This window comes from Pseudarthrobacter sp. MM222, assembly GCF_947090775.1.
GTDB lineage: Bacteria > Actinomycetota > Actinomycetes > Actinomycetales > Micrococcaceae > Arthrobacter.
Window position 1 is genome coordinate 1,399,046 of the sequence record NZ_OX352321.1, and the last position, 18,454, is coordinate 1,417,499.

The window sequence follows — 18,454 nt, forward strand, 5'->3', positions numbered from 1 at the left end:
GATCCGCCCGATTTGCCCGGCTTTGAGACAATGTTCTGGTGACTGTTGTAGCAACGCCTCCCGCCCCCAAGCTGGAACTCCCGCCCCTGAAGCTGGGCCCCATCACGGTTGACACTCCCGTGATCCTGGCTCCGATGGCGGGAATCACCAACTCCGCCTTCCGCAGGCTGTGCCGTGAATACGGCGGCGGCCTGTACGTCGCGGAAATGGTCACCTCGCGCGCCCTCGTGGAGCGCACGCCCGAATCGCTGCGCATCATCTCGCACGACGACGACGAGAAAGTCCGGTCCGTCCAGCTCTACGGCGTGGATCCGGTAACTGTCGGCCAGGCCGTACGGATGCTCGTCGAAGAGGACCGGGCGGACCATATCGACCTTAACTTCGGCTGCCCCGTGCCCAAGGTGACCCGGCGCGGCGGCGGTTCGGCCCTGCCCTGGAAGATCGACCTGTTCACTTCCATCGTCCGGACCGCCGTCAAGGAAGCCTCCAAGGGCAACGTTCCGCTGACCATCAAGATGCGCAAAGGAATCGACGAGGACCACCTCACCTACCTCGACGCCGGCCGGATCGCCCGCGATTCCGGGGTCGCCGCCGTCGCGCTTCACGGCCGCACGGCTGCGCAGTTTTACTCCGGCCAGGCCGACTGGTCCGCGATCGCCCGGCTGCGCGAGGCGCTGCCGGACATCCCGGTGCTCGGCAACGGCGACATCTGGTCCGCCGAGGACGCCATCCGCATGGTCCGTGAGACCGGCGTCGACGGTGTTGTGGTGGGCCGCGGCTGCCAGGGCAGGCCTTGGCTGTTTGGCGACCTCATGGCCGCCTTCGAGGGCAGCGACGCACGCCACAAGCCGGACCTGCGCCAGGTGGCGGAAGGGGTGTACCGCCACGCCGAACTCATGGTCGAGACCTTCGGCAACGACGAAGGCAAGGCGCTGCGCGAGATCCGCAAGCACATGGCCTGGTATTTCAAGGGCTATGTGGTCGGCAGTGAACTGCGGACCAAGCTGGCGATGGTGACCAGCCTCGAGGTGCTCCGCGGGACGCTGGACCAACTGGACCTTGATTCGCCGTACCCCGGCGTTGACGCCGAAGGCCCCCGCGGCCGCGCAGGCTCGCCCAAGAAGCCCGCCCTGCCCAAGGACTGGCTGCTGGACCGCAACATGGACGCCGAGCAGTCGCGCGAGATCTGCCACGCGGAACTGGACGTGTCCGGTGGCTGAGACGCGAACCACGGCCCCCGTCCTGGAGGGCTACACCGGCCGCGACTGGGCCCGCTGGGTGGAGGAGCCGGCCAAGAGCACCTACCGTTCCGACTTCGAACGCGACCGCGCCCGGGTCCTGCACTCCTCGGCGCTGCGCCGGCTCGGGGCCAAGACCCAGGTCGTGGCACCGGACACCGACGACTTCGTCCGCACACGCCTCACGCACAGCCTCGAAGTGGCGCAGGTCGGCCGCGAACTCGGCCGCGCCCTCGGCTGCGATCCCGACGTCGTGGACACCGCCTGCCTCAGCCACGACCTCGGCCACCCGCCCTTCGGCCACAACGGCGAATCTGCCTTGAACGAGGTGTCGCACGCGATCGGCGGCTTCGAAGGCAACGCCCAGACCCTCCGGCTCCTGACCCGGCTGGAACCGAAGGTGCTCGCCGCCGACGGACGCCCGGCCGGGCTGAACCTCACCCGGGCCAGCCTCGACGCCGCCGCCAAATACCCGTGGTCCGCGGAGAACGCGCCCGTCATCCACGGCCAGCGGACCAGCAAGTTCGGCGCCTACGAGGACGACCTGCCGATCTTCGACTGGATCCGCGAGGAAGCTCCCGACCGGCGCTCCTGCCTCGAAGCCCAGGTCATGGACCTCGCGGACGACATCTCGTACTCGGTGCACGACGTCGAGGACGCGATCGTCGCCGGCCACTTCCAGTTGCGGTGGATGGACAACCCGGACCACCGCGCCAGGGTGGTCGGCTACGCCAAGCAGTGGTACCTCCCGCACAACGATCCCGCCGCGATCGACGCCGCCTTGGCCCGCCTGGAGGCCACGGACGTCTGGGTGCGCGAGGCCGACGGCAGCCGCAAGTCGATGGCCGCCCTCAAAGACATGACCAGCCAGCTCATCGGCCGCTTCTGCCAGAGCGCACTGGAGACCACCCGCGCCGTCTACGGGCCGGAGAACCTGACCCGGTACAACGCCGAACTGATCGTTCCGGAAGAAACGGTGCTGGAAATCGCCGTGATGAAGGGCCTCGCCACGACGTTCGTGATGACCACGGAACACCGGCAGCCGATCTATGAGCGGCAGCGCGAGGTTCTGCACGCCCTCGTCACGGCGCTGAGCGCCACCGGCGACCGCCATCTGGAGCCCATGTTCGCGGCCGACTGGCGCGACGCCGGGAACGACGGCGCCCGGCTGCGCGTCGTGATCGACCAGGTCGCCTCGCTGACCGACGGTTCGGCGCTGGCCATGTACGAGCGGCTCGTAGGCAGCCTGCCGTCCCTGTGGTGACCGGCTACGGTGACCGGCACCATAACCGGACCTTCGGCGTCGGACCCGGCACTAGGATGGCACTGTGGCCGGCCTGATCAAACGTGAAGATATCGACGAGGTACGCCAGCGCACCGACATCAAGGAAGTCGTCGACGGCTATGTGACCCTCAAGGTCGCGGGCCTGGGCTCCTACAAGGGGCTGTGCCCCTTCCACGACGAGCGTTCGCCCTCGTTCACGGTCCGTCCCCAAGTCGGCAGGTACCACTGCTTCGGCTGCGGCGAGGACGGCGACGTCATCTCCTTCGTGCAGAAACTGGACCACACGTCCTTCCATGAGGCCGTCGAAAAGCTGGCTGCCCGGATCGGCTTCGAGCTCCGTTACGAGGACGGCGGCTCCGGCCCGAACCGGGAAGAGGTCGGCCGGCGGCAGCGGCTGCTGGACGCCCACAAGGTCGCCGACGAGTTCTTCCGCGCCCAGCTGCTGACCCCGGGCGCCACCGAGGGCCGCAACTTCCTGCACGGCCGCGGCTTTGACCGCGCCGCCGCCGAACAGTTCGGCGTCGGCTACGCCCCGCAGGGCTGGGACTCGCTGCTCAAGCACCTCCGCGGACGCGGTTACACCGATGCCGAGCTCAAACTGACTGGAATGTTCTCGGAAGGCGGCCGGGGAATCTACGACCGCTTCCGCGGCCGGCTGATCTGGCCCATCCGGGACATCGCCGGGGAGACGATCGGCTTCGGGGCCCGCAAGCTCTACGAGGACGACCAAGGTCCCAAGTACCTGAACACCCCCGAGACCGCGCTCTACAAGAAGTCGCAGGTCCTCTACGGGATCGACCTCGCCAAACGGAACATCGCCAAGGACCGCCAGCTGGTCGTGGTGGAGGGTTACACCGACGTGATGGCCTGCCACCTCGCCGGAATCCCGACGGCTGTGGCAACCTGCGGTACCGCGTTCGGCACCGAGCACATCAAGATCGCACGGCGGCTGCTGTCCGACGACGGCAGCGGCGGGGAGGTCATCTTCACCTTCGACGGTGACGCCGCCGGGCAAAAGGCGGCCCTGCGGGCCTTCGAAGAGGACCAGCGCTTCGTGGCCCAGACCTACGTGGCTGTGGAACCCGGCGGGGCAGACCCCTGCGAGCTGCGCCAGGCCAAGGGCGACTCCGCCGTCCGCGACCTGATCGCCACCCGGCGCCCGCTCTTTGAATTCGCCATCCGTGCAGCGCTGAAACGGCACAACCTGGACACCGTGGAGGGCCGGATCGCCGCGTTGCGCGAGTCCGCGCCCGTGGTGGCCCAGATCCGCGACGCCGGTATCCGCCCCGCCTATGCCCGCGAACTCGCCGGCTGGCTGGGCATGCCGGTGGAGGAAGTCAGCAGGGCTGTCGGAGCGGCCGCCAAGCGTGCGGCGCAAGGTCCAACGGGAGGCTTCGGTGCGGCGCAGGCCCAGGGCCGCGGGCAGGGCGCAGGTAATGCCGCAGGACCCGGCGCCGGGGCCGCGCCGGGTGTCGCGCCGTTGCCACCGACGGCCGTCCTGCCGTCCTTCAACCGGCCGGACCCGCGCGACCCGGTGGCCACGATGGAGCGCCAGGCGCTCGAGGTGGCCCTGCAGGAGCCGGGGATGCTGGAAGGCGAGACGTGGCAGCGGTTCTCCGAGGCCCGCTTCTCCACGCCGGCGTACCTGGCCGTCCATCAGGCCATCCGCGCCACCGGTCTGGGCTTCACGGGGGACCCGGTGCGCTGGGTGGAGCAGTTGCTGCAGGAGGTTCCCGAGCCGCTGCGGCCGCTCGTGTCCGAGCTCGCTGTGGTGCCCCTCCCGGCCAGCACGGCCGAGGGCGTGCAGCGGTACTGCAAGGACATCCTGGCGCGCCTGTTCGAGCTCCAGATCACCCGGGTCAAGGCGGACAAAATGGGCCAGCTGCAGCGGCTGGACGCTTCGGCGGATCCCGAAGAGTTCCAGCGGCTGAACAGGGAGCTCATGCAACTCGAGGTGCAGCGCCGGTCCCTGCGTTCGGACGCCTGATGGTTCCGCCCTGGTGTCCCGCCCTGGCCAATTTCGCTTCCCGGCAGAGTGTTTGCTAGGCTTATACCCGCTTCATTCCTCCTTAGCTCAATTGGCAGAGCATTCGACTGTTAATCGAAGGGTTGCTGGTTCAAGTCCAGCAGGAGGAGCGCGCAGTCCCCGTCCCGGGTTCCGGGACGGGGACTTTTTTTCATACCCGCAGGGGGTATATGCCGTGTCCTCCGGGCAGGGCAGACCGCCGATTTCCTTAGCGGCAAAACCTTTGCTAATGTCATACCTGCTTCATTCCTCCTTAGCTCAATTGGCAGAGCATTCGACTGTTAATCGAAGGGTTGCTGGTTCAAGTCCAGCAGGAGGAGCGGACAGGTCCCGCGGCCGGTGAAAACCAGCCGCGGGACCTTTTTTATGCTGCGAGCCATTCTTCAGACGAAGTACATTTCCACCTGGAGAAACCGTTCCGCTTCGGCGACGGCCGCCTGGAACGCCTCGAGCTCAGTGGGGGACTTCCGGGGTTCGCGCGGATGCCACTCGTGCGGGGCCGAATGGACCTGGGTGAAGCCGCCGCCGGGCGGGGCGTAAAAGATGCCGAAGCGCTGCACAGGCCATTCCGGCGAACTCTCCGGGGCAACGAGGAGCGCGGAGTCGTGGGCCGGGTTGTACCACTGGGCGATCGGGCGCCGCCGGTCCTCGGTGAACAGCCCGGCGGCGAAGAGAGCCGCCGACTGGCGGCTCATCTGGGTGCACAGGCGGTCCCACCACAGGGGCAGGATTCCGGCGTCACACCGCTGCCACGTGGTCGGGAGGGGCTGAGGGTCCTGCCGGTGGGGCACGTACCAACTTTATCGCCCGGAGCGTACCCGGAACAGGGCCGCCACCACCCGGTCTCCGGCGCCCAGCCCACCACCGAACAGGACATGCCCAGCGCTGGGGTGGACATGCTCCGCGCCGCCGGTGGACATGCTCCGTGCTGGGGCTGGCGGGTGGACATGCTCCGTGCTGGGGGTGGCCATTGGACATATGCCCGTTATGTCCACTCCTGGGCCCGAAGAATGGGCATGCCCTACCCGGGGGAGTTACGCTGTGCCCCGCGCCGCCAGTGGACATGCTCCGTGCTGGGGCTGGCGGGTGGACATATGCCCGTTATGTCCACTCCTGGGCCCGAAGAATGGGCATGCCCTACCCGGGGGAGTTACGCTGTGCCCCGCGCCGCCGGTGGACATGCTCCGTGCTGGGGCTGGCCATTGGACATATGCCCGTTATGTCCACTCCTGGGCACGAAGAATGGGCATGTCCCGCGGCCGGGCTCGTCGAGCCCTGGGCCCGAAAAATGGGCATGTGCCGTGGCGGGGAGTGACGGTGGTCCTAGTGGATCGAGGGCACGGTCCGGGGCCGGACAACCAGCCACAGGGCGGCCGCGGCCAGGAAGATGCAGGTGGCCTGCACCGCTCCCATCGGTGTAGAGGAGCTAACACCGAGCCAGCCGACCACCGGGGAGATCAGGCCGGCCATCATGAACGTTGCCGCGCCGAGCAGCGAAGCGGCGGTTCCTGCCTGCGCGCCATGCTTGGCCAGCGCCAGGACCTGGACGCAGGGGAACGTGAAGCCCGCGCCGAGGATGTAGAACCAGAGCGGCACCAGAACGCCCCAGAGGCCGAAGCCCAACCGGTCGAAGACGACAATCAGCACGGCCATGAGGAACATCCATGCCGTGGAACAGGCCAGGATCCACTGCGGTGGGACCCGGCGGATCAGGCGCGAGCTGGTTTGCACGCCGGCCACGATGCCCAGGGAATTGATGCCGAAGAGCAGCCCGTACTCCTGAGGACTGAAGCCGTATACGTCCTGAAAGAGGAAGGGCGAGGCAGAGAGGTAGGTGAACAGCCCCGCGAAGTTCATGCCGCCCACCATCAGCAGGCCCACGAACACCCGGTCCTTGAACAGGACGCCGTAGCGCTGCCGTGCTGTCATCCCGGTCTTCCCGCGCAGCTCCGGCGGAAAGGTCTCCCGGACCACAAAGAGTGCCGCGATGATCACGCACGTCCCGTAGCCGGCCAGGAAGATGAAAATGCCGGGCCACGGCGTCAGCAACAGCAGCTGAGAACCGATCACGGGGGCCAGGATCGGTGCGAGGCCGTTGACCAGGGCCATTCGGGAGAACATCCGGACCATTGCGTAGCCGCTGAAAAGGTCCCGCACCATCGCCATCGCAACCACGCCGCCGCCGGCCGCGCCAATCCCCATCAGGACGCGGAAGAACCCCAGTGTGGCGATGTCTGTGGAGAGGGCGGCTCCCAACGATGCCGTGATGTGCAGCGCCGTCGCGAGGATCAACGGCGTCCGCCGGCCGAACTTGTCGCTCAACGGCCCCACCACAAGCTGGCCCAGGGCAAAGCCCACGGTCGTGCCGGTCAGCGTCAGTTGTACGGCAGCCTCGGAGACACCGAGGTCGGCCTCCAGCGCCGGGAACGCTGGCAGGTAGAGGTCCACCGTGAAGGGCCCCAGTGCGGTCAATGCGCCGAGCATCAGGATGTAAAGGAGCTTGCGGCGGCGGCTCAGGGAATCGCCGGGATTGGAGGCTGTAGTCACAGTGCTCCATCCTAGGCCCGGCACTCCGGTGGTCCCCGGCAGCGCAGCCGCGCCACACCGTGCCCGCAGGGCCCGGCCGGGAGCCAGAATGGTAGTTTTGACACCGGAGTGTGCGTCAAGCGGCGCAGACCGGCAAGCCCGCGCAAGCGGAATCACAAGTGGAACCAGTTAGGCGGGACCGATGAGCGGACGTCACAGCGGCGGGACAAGCGGCGGGCTGCGGATTTCCGCGCTGCCCAGGACCCTGAGATTGATCTTCAAGCTGGCGCCCCGGCAGCTCAATGACGAGATCGCCCTCGCGAAGATTGAAATCAAACGCAAGGGCATCCAGCTCGGCGTCGCTGCCGCGTTCGTCGCCGTCGCGCTTGTGTTTGTGGCCCTTCTGGTGATCGGCTTGGTCGTGGCCGCCATCATGGGCCTGGCCACGATCATGCCCGCCTGGCTCGCCGCACTGCTGGTTTGTGGCGTCTTCCTGCTGATCGCCCTGATCGTCGGTCTGGTGGGATTCCGGAAGTTCAAGAAAGCGATGCCACTGATGCCGGAAGAGACCGTCCGCGGCCTCAAATACGATCTTGGCATCGCCAAGGAGGGCTCCGCTTTCAACCCTGCGGTGCTGGACCCCAACTCCGAGCAGTACAAAGCGGCCAAAGCCGCGAAGGCTGAAGCCGACGCCAAGGCGAAGGCCGAGAAGGAAGCCAAGAAGGCCGCCGAGCCTGAGTTCGGCCCGCCGCCCACCGAATCGGAACTGCGACGCCGGGTGGTCCAGCGCCGCACACACCTTACCGGAGTGCGTGACGAACTCTCAGAGGAACTGGACGTCAAGACGCAGGCGCAGGCTCTGCTGGCCATGACCCAGGCCCGGCTGCAGGACGGCAAGGAGCAACTGAGCGCCAAAGTCGCCGGCTTCAAGTCCTCGGCCGGTCCCTCGGCGAAGGGCCCCGCTATCGCGAACGCCCGTGGCGCGGCGGATCAGCTCGGCCAGCGCTGGAAGCCCCTTGCCGCGCTTGCCGCTTCCACCGCCGCACTGGTGTTCCTCCTGCGCAAACTACTCAAGGGCTAGGCGGCCCGCTGAACTGCGACGCCCGAACGTTGCCGGCCACGGAAAGGGGGGAATGGATGAAGTTCATCGGTGCTGGTGCCCGGCCCGGGCAGCCCCAGATCCACCACGACGCGGTCTTCACCATTCCCAACGTGCTGACAGTGGTCCGGTTTCTTGGCGTCCCAATCTTCATCTGGCTCGTGCTCGGACCGCGGGAATACGGCTACGGAGCCCTCATCCTGGCGATCATGGCAAGCACCGACTGGGTGGACGGCTACATCGCCAGACGCTTCAACCAGATGTCCCACCTGGGCCGGGTCATGGACCCGATCGCTGACCGGCTGGCGTTGATCGCCGTCGCCGTGACCCTCGTGATCGCCGGCGTCGTGGAGTGGTGGTACCTGGCTGCCCTTCTCATTCCCGATGCCATAATGCTCGCGGTGTCGTTGTACTACTTCCACAGCCATCCGGATCTGCCCGTGAGCCGGGTTGGCAAAATCCGGACTGGCCTCCTGCTCGTGGGAACGCCGCTGCTTGTGCTCTCCAAACTGGCAATCCCCGCGAGTGAGATCTACGCCGTCGTCGCCTGGCTCTTCCTCGGCCTCGGTCTCGTGGGACATTGGATCGCCGGCTACAACTATTTCAGGGCCATCATCCGCAAAGGCAAGCGCCTCAGGGCCGGCAGTGCCGGCAGCGCAGACGCCGACGACGGCGGTCTCCTCTAATGGTCTGGATTGCGGTACTTCTAGCGGTCCTCGGGGCCTTCTTCCTCGCGTTCGGTGCCCAGCGCCAGGGCAGCGCGGTCAAGGCGGACACCGGGGGCCTGGCGCTGAGCAGCCACGGCCTGTTCCGACTGATCCGCAGTCCCCGTTGGATCTTCGGCCTGCTGCTGCTCTGCACCGGCATGGTGATGAATGCCATCGCCCTGGTTTCGGCGCCCCTCACTGTCGTTCAGCCGATCGGGGCCATTGCCCTCGTCATCACCACGATGGTGAACTCCAAGGACCAAGGGTTAAGCATCAACCGGGCCACGGTGGTCGCCATCTCGGCCTGTGTCACAGGTTCCGCACTGTTTGTTGTCCTGGCCGTCAATGTCACTCAGGAGAACCACCACGTCAGTGGCTCGGACGAGTTGACGATCGTGCTGCTGCTGGCCTTGGCGGTCGGCCTGTTCGGCACGCTTGCGCTGCTGTTCAAGCACCGGATGAGCGCCTTCATCTACATTCTCGGCGCGGGTGTGCTGTTCGGTTTTGTGGCCGTGCTGACCCGCATTATCGGTAAGCACCTGCTGGATCCGAACGGCCTGGGCCTGCTGAACGTGCAATGGTATTCCGTGGTTGCCATCGTGGCTGCCGGCGGTCTCGGCTCATGGTTTGTGCAGAGCGCTTACTCGGGTGGTCCGCCCGACCTTGTGATCGCAGGACTGACCGTGATCGACCCGATCGTGGGCATCGCGATCGGCATTGCGATCCTGGGCGAACTCCGGCCGGATGTCCACGCCGTTATGGCAATTGCGATGGGGACTGCGGCTTCCCTTGCTATCGTGGGAGTGATAGCCCTGTCCAGACACCACCCCGAGGTGACCAAGCGCAAGAAAGACGCGCGTAAGGCCGCGGGCCGGTTGTCCTAGGGCATCCGCAACAGACTTCAGCAGTAGGCGGGCGCCTGCGCCGACGGCCAACCGGCCACCACAGTCCAGCTGCCCGCACCATGACCACCAGGAGCTTCCCACGTGACCATGCCTGACACCCAGCGCCCGCTGACCATCCTGATCGCCGCGGACACCTACCCGCCACACGTCAACGGCGCCGCCCAGTTCGGTTACCGCCTGGCCAAAGGAATGACGGCCCGGGGGCACGATGTGCATGTCCTCGCCTGCCGTCCAGGCAAAGGCAAGAGCTACAGCGAACTCAGCGCCGAGGCAACGGTCCACCGGCTGCGGTCCCATTCGGTGCCCACCCATGAGTACTTCCGCATCACGTTTCCGTGGGAGATCAAGAAGGAAATCGGCCTGCTGTTCGACCGCGTCCAGCCCGACGTCGTGCACATTCAGAGCCACTACATGATCGGCGAGCATGTGCTCTATGAGGCGGTGAAACGCGGCATCCGGATTGTTGCGACCAACCACTTCATGCCCGAGAACTTGAACCCGTTCCTGCCTTTCCCGCAATGGTTCAAGGACATCATCGGCCGCATCTCCTGGAAAGACATGGGCAAGGTCATGGGCCAGGCCGACGTCGTGACAACCCCCACGCCCCTGGCCGCCAAGGCGATGCACCAGCATGCCTTCCTCCGCAAGGTCCTCCCGCTTTCGAACGGAATCGACGCCGCCGCCTACGAGCTCCAGCCTGGGGAGAACCTCGAACGCCACACCAGCCCCACCGTGCTCTTCGTCGGCAGGCTCGCCGAAGAAAAGCACGTGGACGTGCTGATCGATGCGATCGCCAAGGCCCCTACGGAGCTGAACATCCACCTCGAAATTGTCGGCGGCGGGGAAGTCCGGCAGGGCCTCGAGGCCCAGGTGGCCCGCCTCGGGCTGCAGCACCGGGTAAAGTTTCTCGGCCTCGCGACCGACGCTGAGCTGCGGAAGGCCTACCTCCAGGCGGATGTTTTCTGCATGCCGGGAACCGCAGAGCTCCAGTCCCTGGTCACCCTCGAAGCGATGTCCGCATCCACGCCGGTCCTGCTTGCCGATGCGATGGCGCTGCCGCACCTGGTGCACGACGGCGAGAACGGCTACCTGTTCACGCCCAACGACAGCGACGACCTCTCTGCCAAGCTGGTCCGCCTGTTCACGCTTCCCGAGAATGAGCTTGCAGCCATGGGCAAGACGAGCCGGGAAATGGTGGAGAACCACAGCCTCGAGCGCACGCTCCAGGCGTTCGAAGACCTCTACCGCGGTGCCAGCTACGACGACCTGGTGGTCTGATCAGGGTGGCGCCGCTGGCGGGCATCGGCGACTAAAGTTGTTAGAGTGTTTTTGCCCGGGTCCGGTCCGGCTCCTCGCGGGCCGGCAACTTTCCGGGCGCAGGGGGCTATAGCTCAGCTGGTTAGAGCGCGGGACTCATAATCCTAAGGTCCTCGGTTCAAGTCCGAGTAGCCCTACTTTCCCCGGAAATCTGCTTCCGGGAGCCCGCGAAGCCGTGGCCGACGTTGCGACGTCGGCCACGGCTTCTTCCGTCTGTGCGGACACCGCCGGGCACCCTCGTACACCTTTCGGAACGTCCCGGGCCACCCTCATCCCGGACGGGTGCTTGCAGGCGGGCGCGCCCTGCGGTATGTTACTCGTCAGTAACATACCGTCGGTCCGCGGCCCGCTTCTTCTGGTCACCGCTGATTCCAAGTGAAGGAACACCATGTCCAAAGCTGCAGTCGACATCAACGACCTCCCCTACGCCGACGGCGACTTCTTTGCTTTCGAGCAGCTGCTCAGCGGTAAGGAGCAGGACCGGCTGGCGGAGGTCCGGGAGTTCCTGGCGCGCGAGGTCAAACCGATTGCGGTGGACTGCTGGAACCGGGGCGAGTTTCCCATGGATCTGATTCCGAAACTCGCGGAGATCGACCTGGTCAGCCCCGTCCGGCGACAGGGTTACTCCAACCTGTTCGCCGGGATCCTGCACGCCGAGGCCACCCGGGCCGACTCATCCATTGCCACCTTCATGGGCGTTCATGACGGCCTCTTCACAGGCTCCATCGAGGCCCTCGCCTCGCAGGAACAACAGGATGCGTGGCTTCCGGACATTTATGCACTCAAGAAGATCGGCGCCTTCGGCCTCACCGAACCGCTCGGCGGTTCCGACGTCGCCGGCGGCACCCGCACCACGGCCCGCCGGGACGGTGACAGTTGGATCCTCAACGGCGGCAAGCGCTGGATTGGCAACGCCACTTTCTCCGACTGGGTGGTCATCTATGCCCGTGACCTAGCCGACAACCAGGTCAAGGGCTTCCTGGTGGACACCAAGACGGATGGCTACAGCGCGACCAAGATCGAGAACAAGATCTCGCTGCGCACGGTGCAGAATGCCGACATCACGCTAGAGAACGTCGTCGTGCCGGACTTCTTCAAGCTCGCCAACGCCAACAGCTTCCGGGACACCAACAAAGTCCTTAAGGTCACCCGGCTCGCCGTCGCCTGGCAAGCCGTCGGCCAGCAGCTCGCCGCCTTCGATGTAGCCCGCCGCTACGCCGTGGAGCGCCACCAGTTCGGCCGCCCGATTGCCTCCTTCCAGCTGGTCCAGCACCAGCTCGTGCAGATCCTTGGCAACGCCGTGAGCTCGATGGGCATGATGGTGCGGCTCTCGCAGCTGGAGGACGCCGGCGAGGCCAAGGACGAGCAGTCGGCGCTGGCCAAGGCCTTCACTACGGCCCGCATGCGCGAGAGCGTCGCCATCGGCCGCAGCCTCCTCGGCGGCAACGGGATTGTGACCGACTACGAGATGGCCAAAGTCTTCGCTGACGCGGAAGCCATCTATTCCTATGAAGGCACCCACGAGATCAACACCCTCGTCACAGGCCGGGCCATCACCGGAATCTCGGCGATCGTCTAGGACCCCTTCGCGTTGGTTGCAGCCTCCTTCTCCGCCCCGCGCCACCCGCTCCTATCCAGGCTCCTCTATCCCGGCGCCGGGTCCAGGGGCGGCAGCAGGATGGAGGGCCGCAAGTCGGTCACGAAGGCAAGCGGGTTGAGGTAGTCGTCCCCGCGCCGCACGCCCCAGTGCACACAGGGCAGTGCGCCGCAGTGCCCTGGCAGGATGCGGCCCAGCGTTTCGCCAATTGCGACGCGGGCACCCTTGACCAGTGCGCTTTCCACCGGCTCGAAGCTGCTCCGCAGGCCGTCGCCGTGGTCGATGGTGATCACCGCCCGGTCCACCACGACGCCGACAAAACTCACCGTCCCCGATGCGGGAGCGGCCACCCCAGCGCCGAAGGATGCCGCCTCAAGGTCCACGCCGCGATGACCGCTCAGCCATGGCTTGGCCGGAGGGTCGAATGCCCGCAGCACCGCAGGTTTCGGATTCAGCGGCCAGCTCCACCCTGCGGGCCCTGCCGACCGGGACTCCGCGGGCGAGAACCCTGCATTCAGGCTCCCGGCGGGTGGGGCCCCGGGAGCGGGCGGCGCCCCCGGCGAAAGCCCGGCTGCACCTGACGCCACGGGGGAGAGGGCAAGAACCAGGGCTGCAAGCAGGGCCGGAGTTTTCATGAAGCCACCCTTCCCCGGTTTCCGGGCCGCCGAAAGCGGCCGACCCGGCTATGTGGACAACCTGCAGGTGCAGGTGCAGGTGCAGGTGCAGTTGGCCAACCCGACCGGCGCCTGCCGTACCGCCCGGGCCGGCGCTTGCCGTACCGCCCGACCGGCGCCTGCCGTACCAACCCGACCGGCGCCTGCCGTACCGCCCGGGCCGGCGCCTGCCGCACCGCCTCCGCGGACACCGCGGACCACCCTCCTGACACCGCAGATCACCCCGCCGATCACCCCACCCCAACCCCCGTGCGGCCGCCGAAACCCGTCCAATCCGACAGTGCTCCTGTAGTACACTTGGTGGAGCAGTTTGCTGTGCCCTCATGCTTGTTAAGCCGGCACGCCTCATTCAGGGGTGCGGGGGAGCAGTGGCTGACTACGCGTATCCAGCCCAACTCATTCGAAGCCGAAATTCTTCAGAGTGCGGAGGACTGTGCCTCTTGCGGTCCGGACCCCACGTCCGGATAAGAAGCGCAGTGGATGCCAGGAGCGAAGCCCGCCTGGGTGTTTGCTAATTAACCGTCAACTATTGGCAGGGTAAGACAACCCATGGGCTGTCTCATGAATGACCTGCCGGAAGGAGCGCCGGCATGCCCGTCGTAACTATGCGCCAGCTGCTTGACAGCGGCGTCCACTTTGGACACCAGACCCGCCGTTGGAACCCGAAGATGAAGCGATTCATCTTCACGGAGCGCAACGGCATCTACATCATTGACCTGCAGCAGTCGCTGTCCTACATCGACCGCGCCTACGAGTTCGTGAAGGCCACCGTTGCACACGGCGGCACCGTTCTCTTCGTCGGCACCAAGAAGCAGGCGCAGGAATCCATCGCCGAGCAGGCCACCCGCGTCGGCCAGCCGTACGTCAACCAGCGTTGGCTCGGCGGTATGCTGACCAACTTCCAGACGGTCTCCAAGCGCATCCAGCGCATGAAGGAACTCGAAGAGATCGACTTCGACGACGTCGCCGGCTCCGCGTACACCAAGAAGGAACTGCTGCTCCTTCGCCGCGAGCTCACGAAGCTCGAAACCAACCTCGGTGGTATCCGCAACCTGACCAAGGCACCTTCCGTGCTCTGGATCGTGGACACCAAGAAGGAACACCTCGCCGTTGACGAGGCCAAGAAGCTGAACATCCCGGTTGTTGCCATCCTGGACACCAACTGCGATCCGGACGAAGTCGACTTCCCGATCCCGGGCAACGATGACGCCATCCGCTCCGTCAACCTCCTGACCCGCGTTGTGGCCGACGCCGTTGCTGAGGGCCTGATCGCCCGCAACCAGCGCGCAACTGGCACCACCGAAGCTCCGGAAGAGCCGCTGGCTGAGTGGGAGCGCGAGCTCCTCGAAGGCAGCAAGGCCGAAGCCGCAGCCGCTCCCGAAGCCGAGGCTGCTCCGGCCGCCGCCGAAGAAGCACCCGCTGCAGAGGAAGCCCCGGCAGCTGCCGAGGCTACCCCGGCTGCTGACGACGCCGCTGGCGAAGCCAAGTAGTCAGTCAGGAACACTGCCAGCTCAGCTGACAAGTAAATCTGGACCTCCCCGCACGCTGTCCGCAGCGTAGGGGTACCGACAGGATGGCCGCTCACCGGGTGAGCAGCTGTCCTGTCGGTCCGTACACCACACACATTTTCTAGACAGAGGGGTTCACATGGCGAACTACACTGCCGCTGATATCAAGGCTCTGCGCGAGCGCACAGGCGCCGGCATGATGGATGTCAAGAAGGCTCTTGACGAGGCCAACGGTGACGCCGAGAAGGCCATCGAAATCATCCGCATCAAGGGCCTGAAGGGCGCTACCAAGCGCGAAGGCCGCTCCACCGCAGAAGGCCTGGTTGCTGCCAAGGTCGACGGCGGCGTGGGCGTGATGATCGAAGTTAACTGCGAGACCGACTTCGTCGCCAAGGCTGACAAGTTCATCCAGCTCGCCGACAAGGTCCTGGCCGTAGCAGTCGAGTCCGGCGCTGCCGACCTCGAAACCCTGCTGGCCACCGAAGTCGACGGCAAGCCGCTGTCCGAGGTCGTCGTCGAAGAGGGCGCCGTACTGGGCGAGAAGGTTGTCGTCCGCCGCATCTCCCGCATCGAGGGCGCAACGGTCGACGCTTACCTGCACAAGACCTCCAAGGATCTCCCGGCTCAGGTCGGCGTCCTGTTCGCCGTTGACGGCGAAGGCGAAGCAGCCGCTACCGCAGCCCACGACGTCGCCGTCCACGTTGCCGCGATGTCCCCGAACTACCTCGCCCGCGAGGATGTTCCGGCCGAGCTCGTCGAGTCCGAGCGTCGCATCGCCGAGGAGACGGCCAAGGCTGAAGGCAAGCCGGAAGCTGCAATGACCAAGATTGTGGAAGGCCGTGTCACGGGCTTCTACAAGGGCGAGGTCCTCCTCGACCAGGCATTCGCCAAGGATGCCAAGAAGTCTGTCGCGCAGGTCCTCGAAGAGGCCGGCGTCAAGGGAACGGGCTTCGCGCGTTTCCGCGTCGGTTCCTAGTTCGAAAACCGTCAGACCTTAGTCAGACACGCTAAAGGGGGTGGTCACTGCGGTGGCCACCCCTTTTGCATGCACCGGAACCTCCGCCGGAGGCAATGGCCGGGGCATGCGCCGGCACTACTATCCGGGGGCACCGGCCTGGGCGGAATGCCGCCTTTGGCCCCCGGCACGATAACCTAGCTCAGAGTTCACCAACGGGAAGGCACCATGGAAACCGTCACCAATTCAGCCCAGCCAAAGAAGAGCCGGCGCAGAGTCCTGTTGAAGCTTTCCGGCGAGGTCTTCGGCGGCGGGAAACTGGGCGTTGACCCGGATACCGTCCGAGGCGTGGCCAAGCAGATCGCCGCGGCAGTGCCCGACGTCGAGGTCGCAATCGTCGTCGGCGGCGGCAACTTCTTCCGCGGCGCAGAGCTGTCGCAGAGCGGGATGGACCGCTCCCGCGCCGACTACATGGGCATGCTCGGCACCGTGATGAACTGCCTGGCGCTCCAGGACTTCCTGGAACAGGCCGGCGTTGAGACCCGCGTGCAGAGCGCCATCACGATGGGCCAGGTCGCCGAGGCCTACATTCCGCGCCGCGCCATCCGCCACATGGAGAAGGGCCGCGTCGTCATCTTCGGTGCCGGGGCCGGACTCCCGTATTTCTCCACCGACACGGTGGCGGCGCAGCGGGCCATGGAGGTCCACGCCGACGTCGTCCTGATGGCCAAGAGCGGGGTCGACGGCGTCTACACCGCAGACCCGAAGAAGGACCCGACGGCGGAGAAGCTCTCCCGCCTGAGCTATGACGACGCCCTGCGGCGTGACATCCGCGTGATGGACCAGACCGCGATGACCATGTGCAAGGACAACAACCTCACCATGGTGGTCTTCGGCATGGAAGGCGAAGGCAACGTCACCCGCGCCATCCTCGGCGAGGAATTGGGCACCGTAGTCACCCCCTAGCAACGGCTAGGATGTTTTGAGGATAGTTCCGCTCCCCGGACCAAGGGGACCACCAGGCGGAACACACAGACGGACCAACGACCGTTCAGCACTCCCGCCCGCCGGGATGCACCAATTTCTGAGGAGAGACCGTGATCGAAGAAACCTTGCTCGAAGCCGGGGACAAGATGGACAAGGCGGTTGAGGTAGCCAAGGAAGACTTCGCCTCGATCCGCACCGGCCGCGCCAACCCGGGCCTGTACAACAAGGTCCTGGTGGACTACTACGGCTCGCCGACGCCGCTGCAGCAGCTGGCCTCCTTTGCCATCCCGGATGCCCGCACCATCCTCATCACGCCCTTCGACAAGACCGCGCTGCGGGACATCGAACGTGCCCTGAGCGACTCCGAGGTGGGCGCCAACCCCTCCAACGACGGCAACGTCATCCGGATTACCATCCCTGACCTGACCCAGGAGCGGCGCAAGGAATACGTCAAGATCGTCAAGTCCAAGGGCGAGGACGCCAAAATCTCCATCCGCAACATCCGCCGCAAGGCCAAGGAAACCCTGGACAAGCTTGTCAAGGACGGCGAAGCCGGCGAGGACGAGGGCAGCCGCGGCGAGAAGGAACTCGACGCCATGACGAAGGCGCACGTCGACGGTATCGACGAGCTGCTCAAGCGCAAGGAAGCCGAGCTGCTCGAGGTCTGATGGGTCAGGCACAGCAGGCTCCCGGACCACACGTCCGGGGGCCGGGGAAGCAACGCAGTAATCCGACGCCCAAAGCCGGCAGGAACCTTCCTGCCGCCACCGCGGTGGGCCTTGGCATGCTTCTGGTGGTCCTCGGCGGCCTGCTGTTCCTCCCGCTTGGCTTTGCGCTTGTCGTCACCACTTTCGCGGTCTTCGGAGTCTGGGAAATCTTCCGGGCGCTGGAAGCCGCAGGGACCCGCCTGCCCATCATTCCGGTAATGGTCGGAACGGTGGCCATGCCGCTTGCTGCCTACTTCGGCGGCTCGGAAAGCCTGCTCTTTGCCATGCTGCTGAGCAGCGTGGCCATTCTGCTGTGGCGCTCCCTGGAGGGCGCCGCCGGTTCGGCGCGCAGCATCTTCGCCGGCGTCTTCACCCTGGCCTGGGTTCCGTTCCTGATTAGCTTTGCCGTGCTGCCCCTGCATGCCACCGGCGGCCAGACGCCCGTGGGACTCTGGCCCGGCGGCTTCATCCCGCAAGGGGCCTGGCAGGTCGCCACCCTGCTGCTGCTTGTCGTTTCCAATGACACCTTCGGCTATCTCGTGGGAGCCTCGCTCGGCAAGCACCCGATGGCCCCGAAAATCAGTCCCAAGAAAACCTGGGAGGGCTTCGCCGGCTCCATTGCCGGCGCGATGGTCATTGGCGTCCTGGCCAGCCTGCTCGTGCTGGACAAGCCCTGGTGGGTGGGAGCGGTGCTCGCCGTCGGTATGGTCGCCGCTGCCACAGCAGGGGACCTCGCCGAATCCATGGTGAAGCGTGAACTGGGCATCAAGGATATGAGCAGCATCCTGCCGGGCCACGGGGGAGTGATGGACCGGCTGGACTCGATCGTCTTCGCCTCGCCAGTGGCGTTCATCCTGTTCTCCGCCTTCGCCGGCACCTAGCTCGGCCCCGGTTCCAACTTCGTTCCATCTCCCGGCCCGTAG

Annotated in this window: 16 protein-coding genes and 3 tRNA genes; 16 read left to right on the top strand and 3 right to left on the bottom strand. The window is 66.0% G+C overall.

Annotated elements, in window-relative coordinates:
* Positions 1-38: 38 nt before the first annotated feature.
* From dusB to OM977_RS06315, 5 genes are all read left to right on the top strand, one after another.
* Positions 39-1,220, top strand: a complete 1,182-nt coding sequence (gene dusB / locus OM977_RS06295; protein ID WP_264356652.1) for a tRNA dihydrouridine synthase DusB — start codon at positions 39-41, stop codon at positions 1,218-1,220.
* Positions 1,213-2,502, top strand: a complete 1,290-nt coding sequence (locus OM977_RS06300; RefSeq protein WP_264356653.1) for a deoxyguanosinetriphosphate triphosphohydrolase — start codon at positions 1,213-1,215, stop codon at positions 2,500-2,502. The genes dusB and OM977_RS06300 overlap by 8 nt, the downstream gene beginning before the upstream one ends.
* A gap of 64 nt (positions 2,503-2,566) precedes the next feature.
* Positions 2,567-4,510 carry a DNA primase gene (gene dnaG / locus OM977_RS06305; protein ID WP_264356654.1) on the top strand — a complete coding sequence of 648 codons (1,944 nt, stop codon included), beginning with the start codon at positions 2,567-2,569 and terminating at the stop codon, positions 4,508-4,510.
* Positions 4,511-4,586: 76 nt separating this feature from the next.
* Positions 4,587-4,659 (top strand) — tRNA-Asn (locus tag OM977_RS06310).
* Positions 4,660-4,796: 137 nt separating this feature from the next.
* Positions 4,797-4,869 (top strand) — tRNA-Asn (locus OM977_RS06315).
* A gap of 63 nt (positions 4,870-4,932) precedes the next feature.
* On the opposite strand, the gene OM977_RS06320 is transcribed toward OM977_RS06315, so the two are convergent.
* Positions 4,933-5,340 carry a hypothetical protein gene (locus OM977_RS06320; RefSeq protein WP_264356655.1) on the bottom strand — a complete coding sequence of 136 codons (408 nt, stop codon included), beginning with the start codon at positions 5,338-5,340 and terminating at the stop codon, positions 4,933-4,935.
* 532 nt (positions 5,341-5,872) lie between these two features.
* The gene (locus tag OM977_RS06325) at positions 5,873-7,096 is read right to left on the bottom strand and encodes a multidrug effflux MFS transporter (protein ID WP_264356656.1); all 1,224 of its coding nucleotides are present in this window, start codon (positions 7,094-7,096) and stop codon (positions 5,873-5,875) included.
* A gap of 181 nt (positions 7,097-7,277) precedes the next feature.
* Here OM977_RS06325 and OM977_RS06330 point away from each other — a divergent pair, with 181 nt between their 5' ends.
* The 6 genes from OM977_RS06330 to OM977_RS06355 all read left to right on the top strand — a co-directional run bounded on the left by OM977_RS06330 (position 7,278) and on the right by OM977_RS06355 (position 12,682).
* Entirely contained in the window at positions 7,278-8,156 is an 879-nt protein-coding gene (locus tag OM977_RS06330) for a phage holin family protein (protein WP_264356657.1), read from the top strand.
* Between the two features lie 56 nt (positions 8,157-8,212).
* A complete protein-coding gene (locus OM977_RS06335; RefSeq protein WP_264356658.1) occupies positions 8,213-8,860 on the top strand; it encodes a CDP-alcohol phosphatidyltransferase family protein in 648 nt (215 codons plus the stop codon).
* Complete coding sequence (locus tag OM977_RS06340; protein ID WP_264356659.1) at positions 8,860-9,765, top strand: DMT family transporter; 906 nt, start codon at positions 8,860-8,862, stop codon at positions 9,763-9,765. Before OM977_RS06335 ends, OM977_RS06340 begins: the two co-directional genes overlap by 1 nt.
* Positions 9,766-9,867: 102 nt before the next feature.
* The gene (locus OM977_RS06345; RefSeq protein WP_264356660.1) at positions 9,868-11,064 is read left to right on the top strand and encodes a glycosyltransferase; all 1,197 of its coding nucleotides are present in this window, start codon (positions 9,868-9,870) and stop codon (positions 11,062-11,064) included.
* A gap of 102 nt (positions 11,065-11,166) precedes the next feature.
* Positions 11,167-11,240 (top strand) — tRNA-Ile (locus OM977_RS06350).
* Between the two features lie 251 nt (positions 11,241-11,491).
* Positions 11,492-12,682, top strand: coding sequence for an acyl-CoA dehydrogenase family protein (locus tag OM977_RS06355; protein WP_264356661.1), 1,191 nt, complete (start codon positions 11,492-11,494; stop codon positions 12,680-12,682).
* Positions 12,683-12,747: 65 nt separating this feature from the next.
* On the opposite strand, the gene OM977_RS06360 is transcribed toward OM977_RS06355, so the two are convergent.
* Positions 12,748-13,335, bottom strand: coding sequence for a M23 family metallopeptidase (locus OM977_RS06360; RefSeq protein WP_264356662.1), 588 nt, complete (start codon positions 13,333-13,335; stop codon positions 12,748-12,750).
* A gap of 629 nt (positions 13,336-13,964) precedes the next feature.
* Here OM977_RS06360 and rpsB point away from each other — a divergent pair.
* From rpsB to OM977_RS06385, 5 genes are all read left to right on the top strand, one after another.
* A complete protein-coding gene (gene rpsB / locus OM977_RS06365) occupies positions 13,965-14,864 on the top strand; it encodes a 30S ribosomal protein S2 (protein WP_264356663.1) in 900 nt (299 codons plus the stop codon).
* 157 nt (positions 14,865-15,021) lie between these two features.
* On the top strand, positions 15,022-15,858 hold the full coding sequence (gene tsf, locus OM977_RS06370; RefSeq protein WP_264356664.1) for a translation elongation factor Ts: 837 nt from the start codon (positions 15,022-15,024) through the stop codon (positions 15,856-15,858).
* Between the two features lie 207 nt (positions 15,859-16,065).
* On the top strand, positions 16,066-16,803 hold the full coding sequence (gene pyrH / locus OM977_RS06375) for a UMP kinase (protein ID WP_264356665.1): 738 nt from the start codon (positions 16,066-16,068) through the stop codon (positions 16,801-16,803).
* Between the two features lie 131 nt (positions 16,804-16,934).
* Entirely contained in the window at positions 16,935-17,492 is a 558-nt protein-coding gene (gene frr, locus OM977_RS06380; RefSeq protein ID WP_264356666.1) for a ribosome recycling factor, read from the top strand.
* On the top strand, positions 17,492-18,412 hold the full coding sequence (locus OM977_RS06385) for a phosphatidate cytidylyltransferase (protein ID WP_264356667.1): 921 nt from the start codon (positions 17,492-17,494) through the stop codon (positions 18,410-18,412). Before frr ends, OM977_RS06385 begins: the two co-directional genes overlap by 1 nt.
* Positions 18,413-18,454: the final 42 nt, after the last annotated feature.

Excerpts from the sequence above, each read along its gene's own strand:
- OM977_RS06385 (WP_264356667.1), top strand. The coding sequence starts at position 17,492 with ATGGGTCAGGCACAGCAGGCTCCCGGACCACACGTCCGGGGGCCGGGG.
- OM977_RS06340 (WP_264356659.1), top strand. The coding sequence starts at position 8,860 with ATGGTCTGGATTGCGGTACTTCTAGCGGTCCTCGGGGCCTTCTTCCTC.
- rpsB (WP_264356663.1), top strand. The coding sequence starts at position 13,965 with ATGCCCGTCGTAACTATGCGCCAGCTGCTTGACAGCGGCGTCCACTTT.
- OM977_RS06335 (WP_264356658.1), top strand. The coding sequence starts at position 8,213 with ATGAAGTTCATCGGTGCTGGTGCCCGGCCCGGGCAGCCCCAGATCCAC.
- pyrH (WP_264356665.1), top strand. The coding sequence starts at position 16,066 with ATGGAAACCGTCACCAATTCAGCCCAGCCAAAGAAGAGCCGGCGCAGA.
- OM977_RS06360 (WP_264356662.1), bottom strand. The coding sequence starts at position 13,335 with ATGAAAACTCCGGCCCTGCTTGCAGCCCTGGTTCTTGCCCTCTCCCCC.
- OM977_RS06355 (WP_264356661.1), top strand. The coding sequence starts at position 11,492 with ATGTCCAAAGCTGCAGTCGACATCAACGACCTCCCCTACGCCGACGGC.
- tsf (WP_264356664.1), top strand. The coding sequence starts at position 15,022 with ATGGCGAACTACACTGCCGCTGATATCAAGGCTCTGCGCGAGCGCACA.
- OM977_RS06330 (WP_264356657.1), top strand. The coding sequence starts at position 7,278 with ATGAGCGGACGTCACAGCGGCGGGACAAGCGGCGGGCTGCGGATTTCC.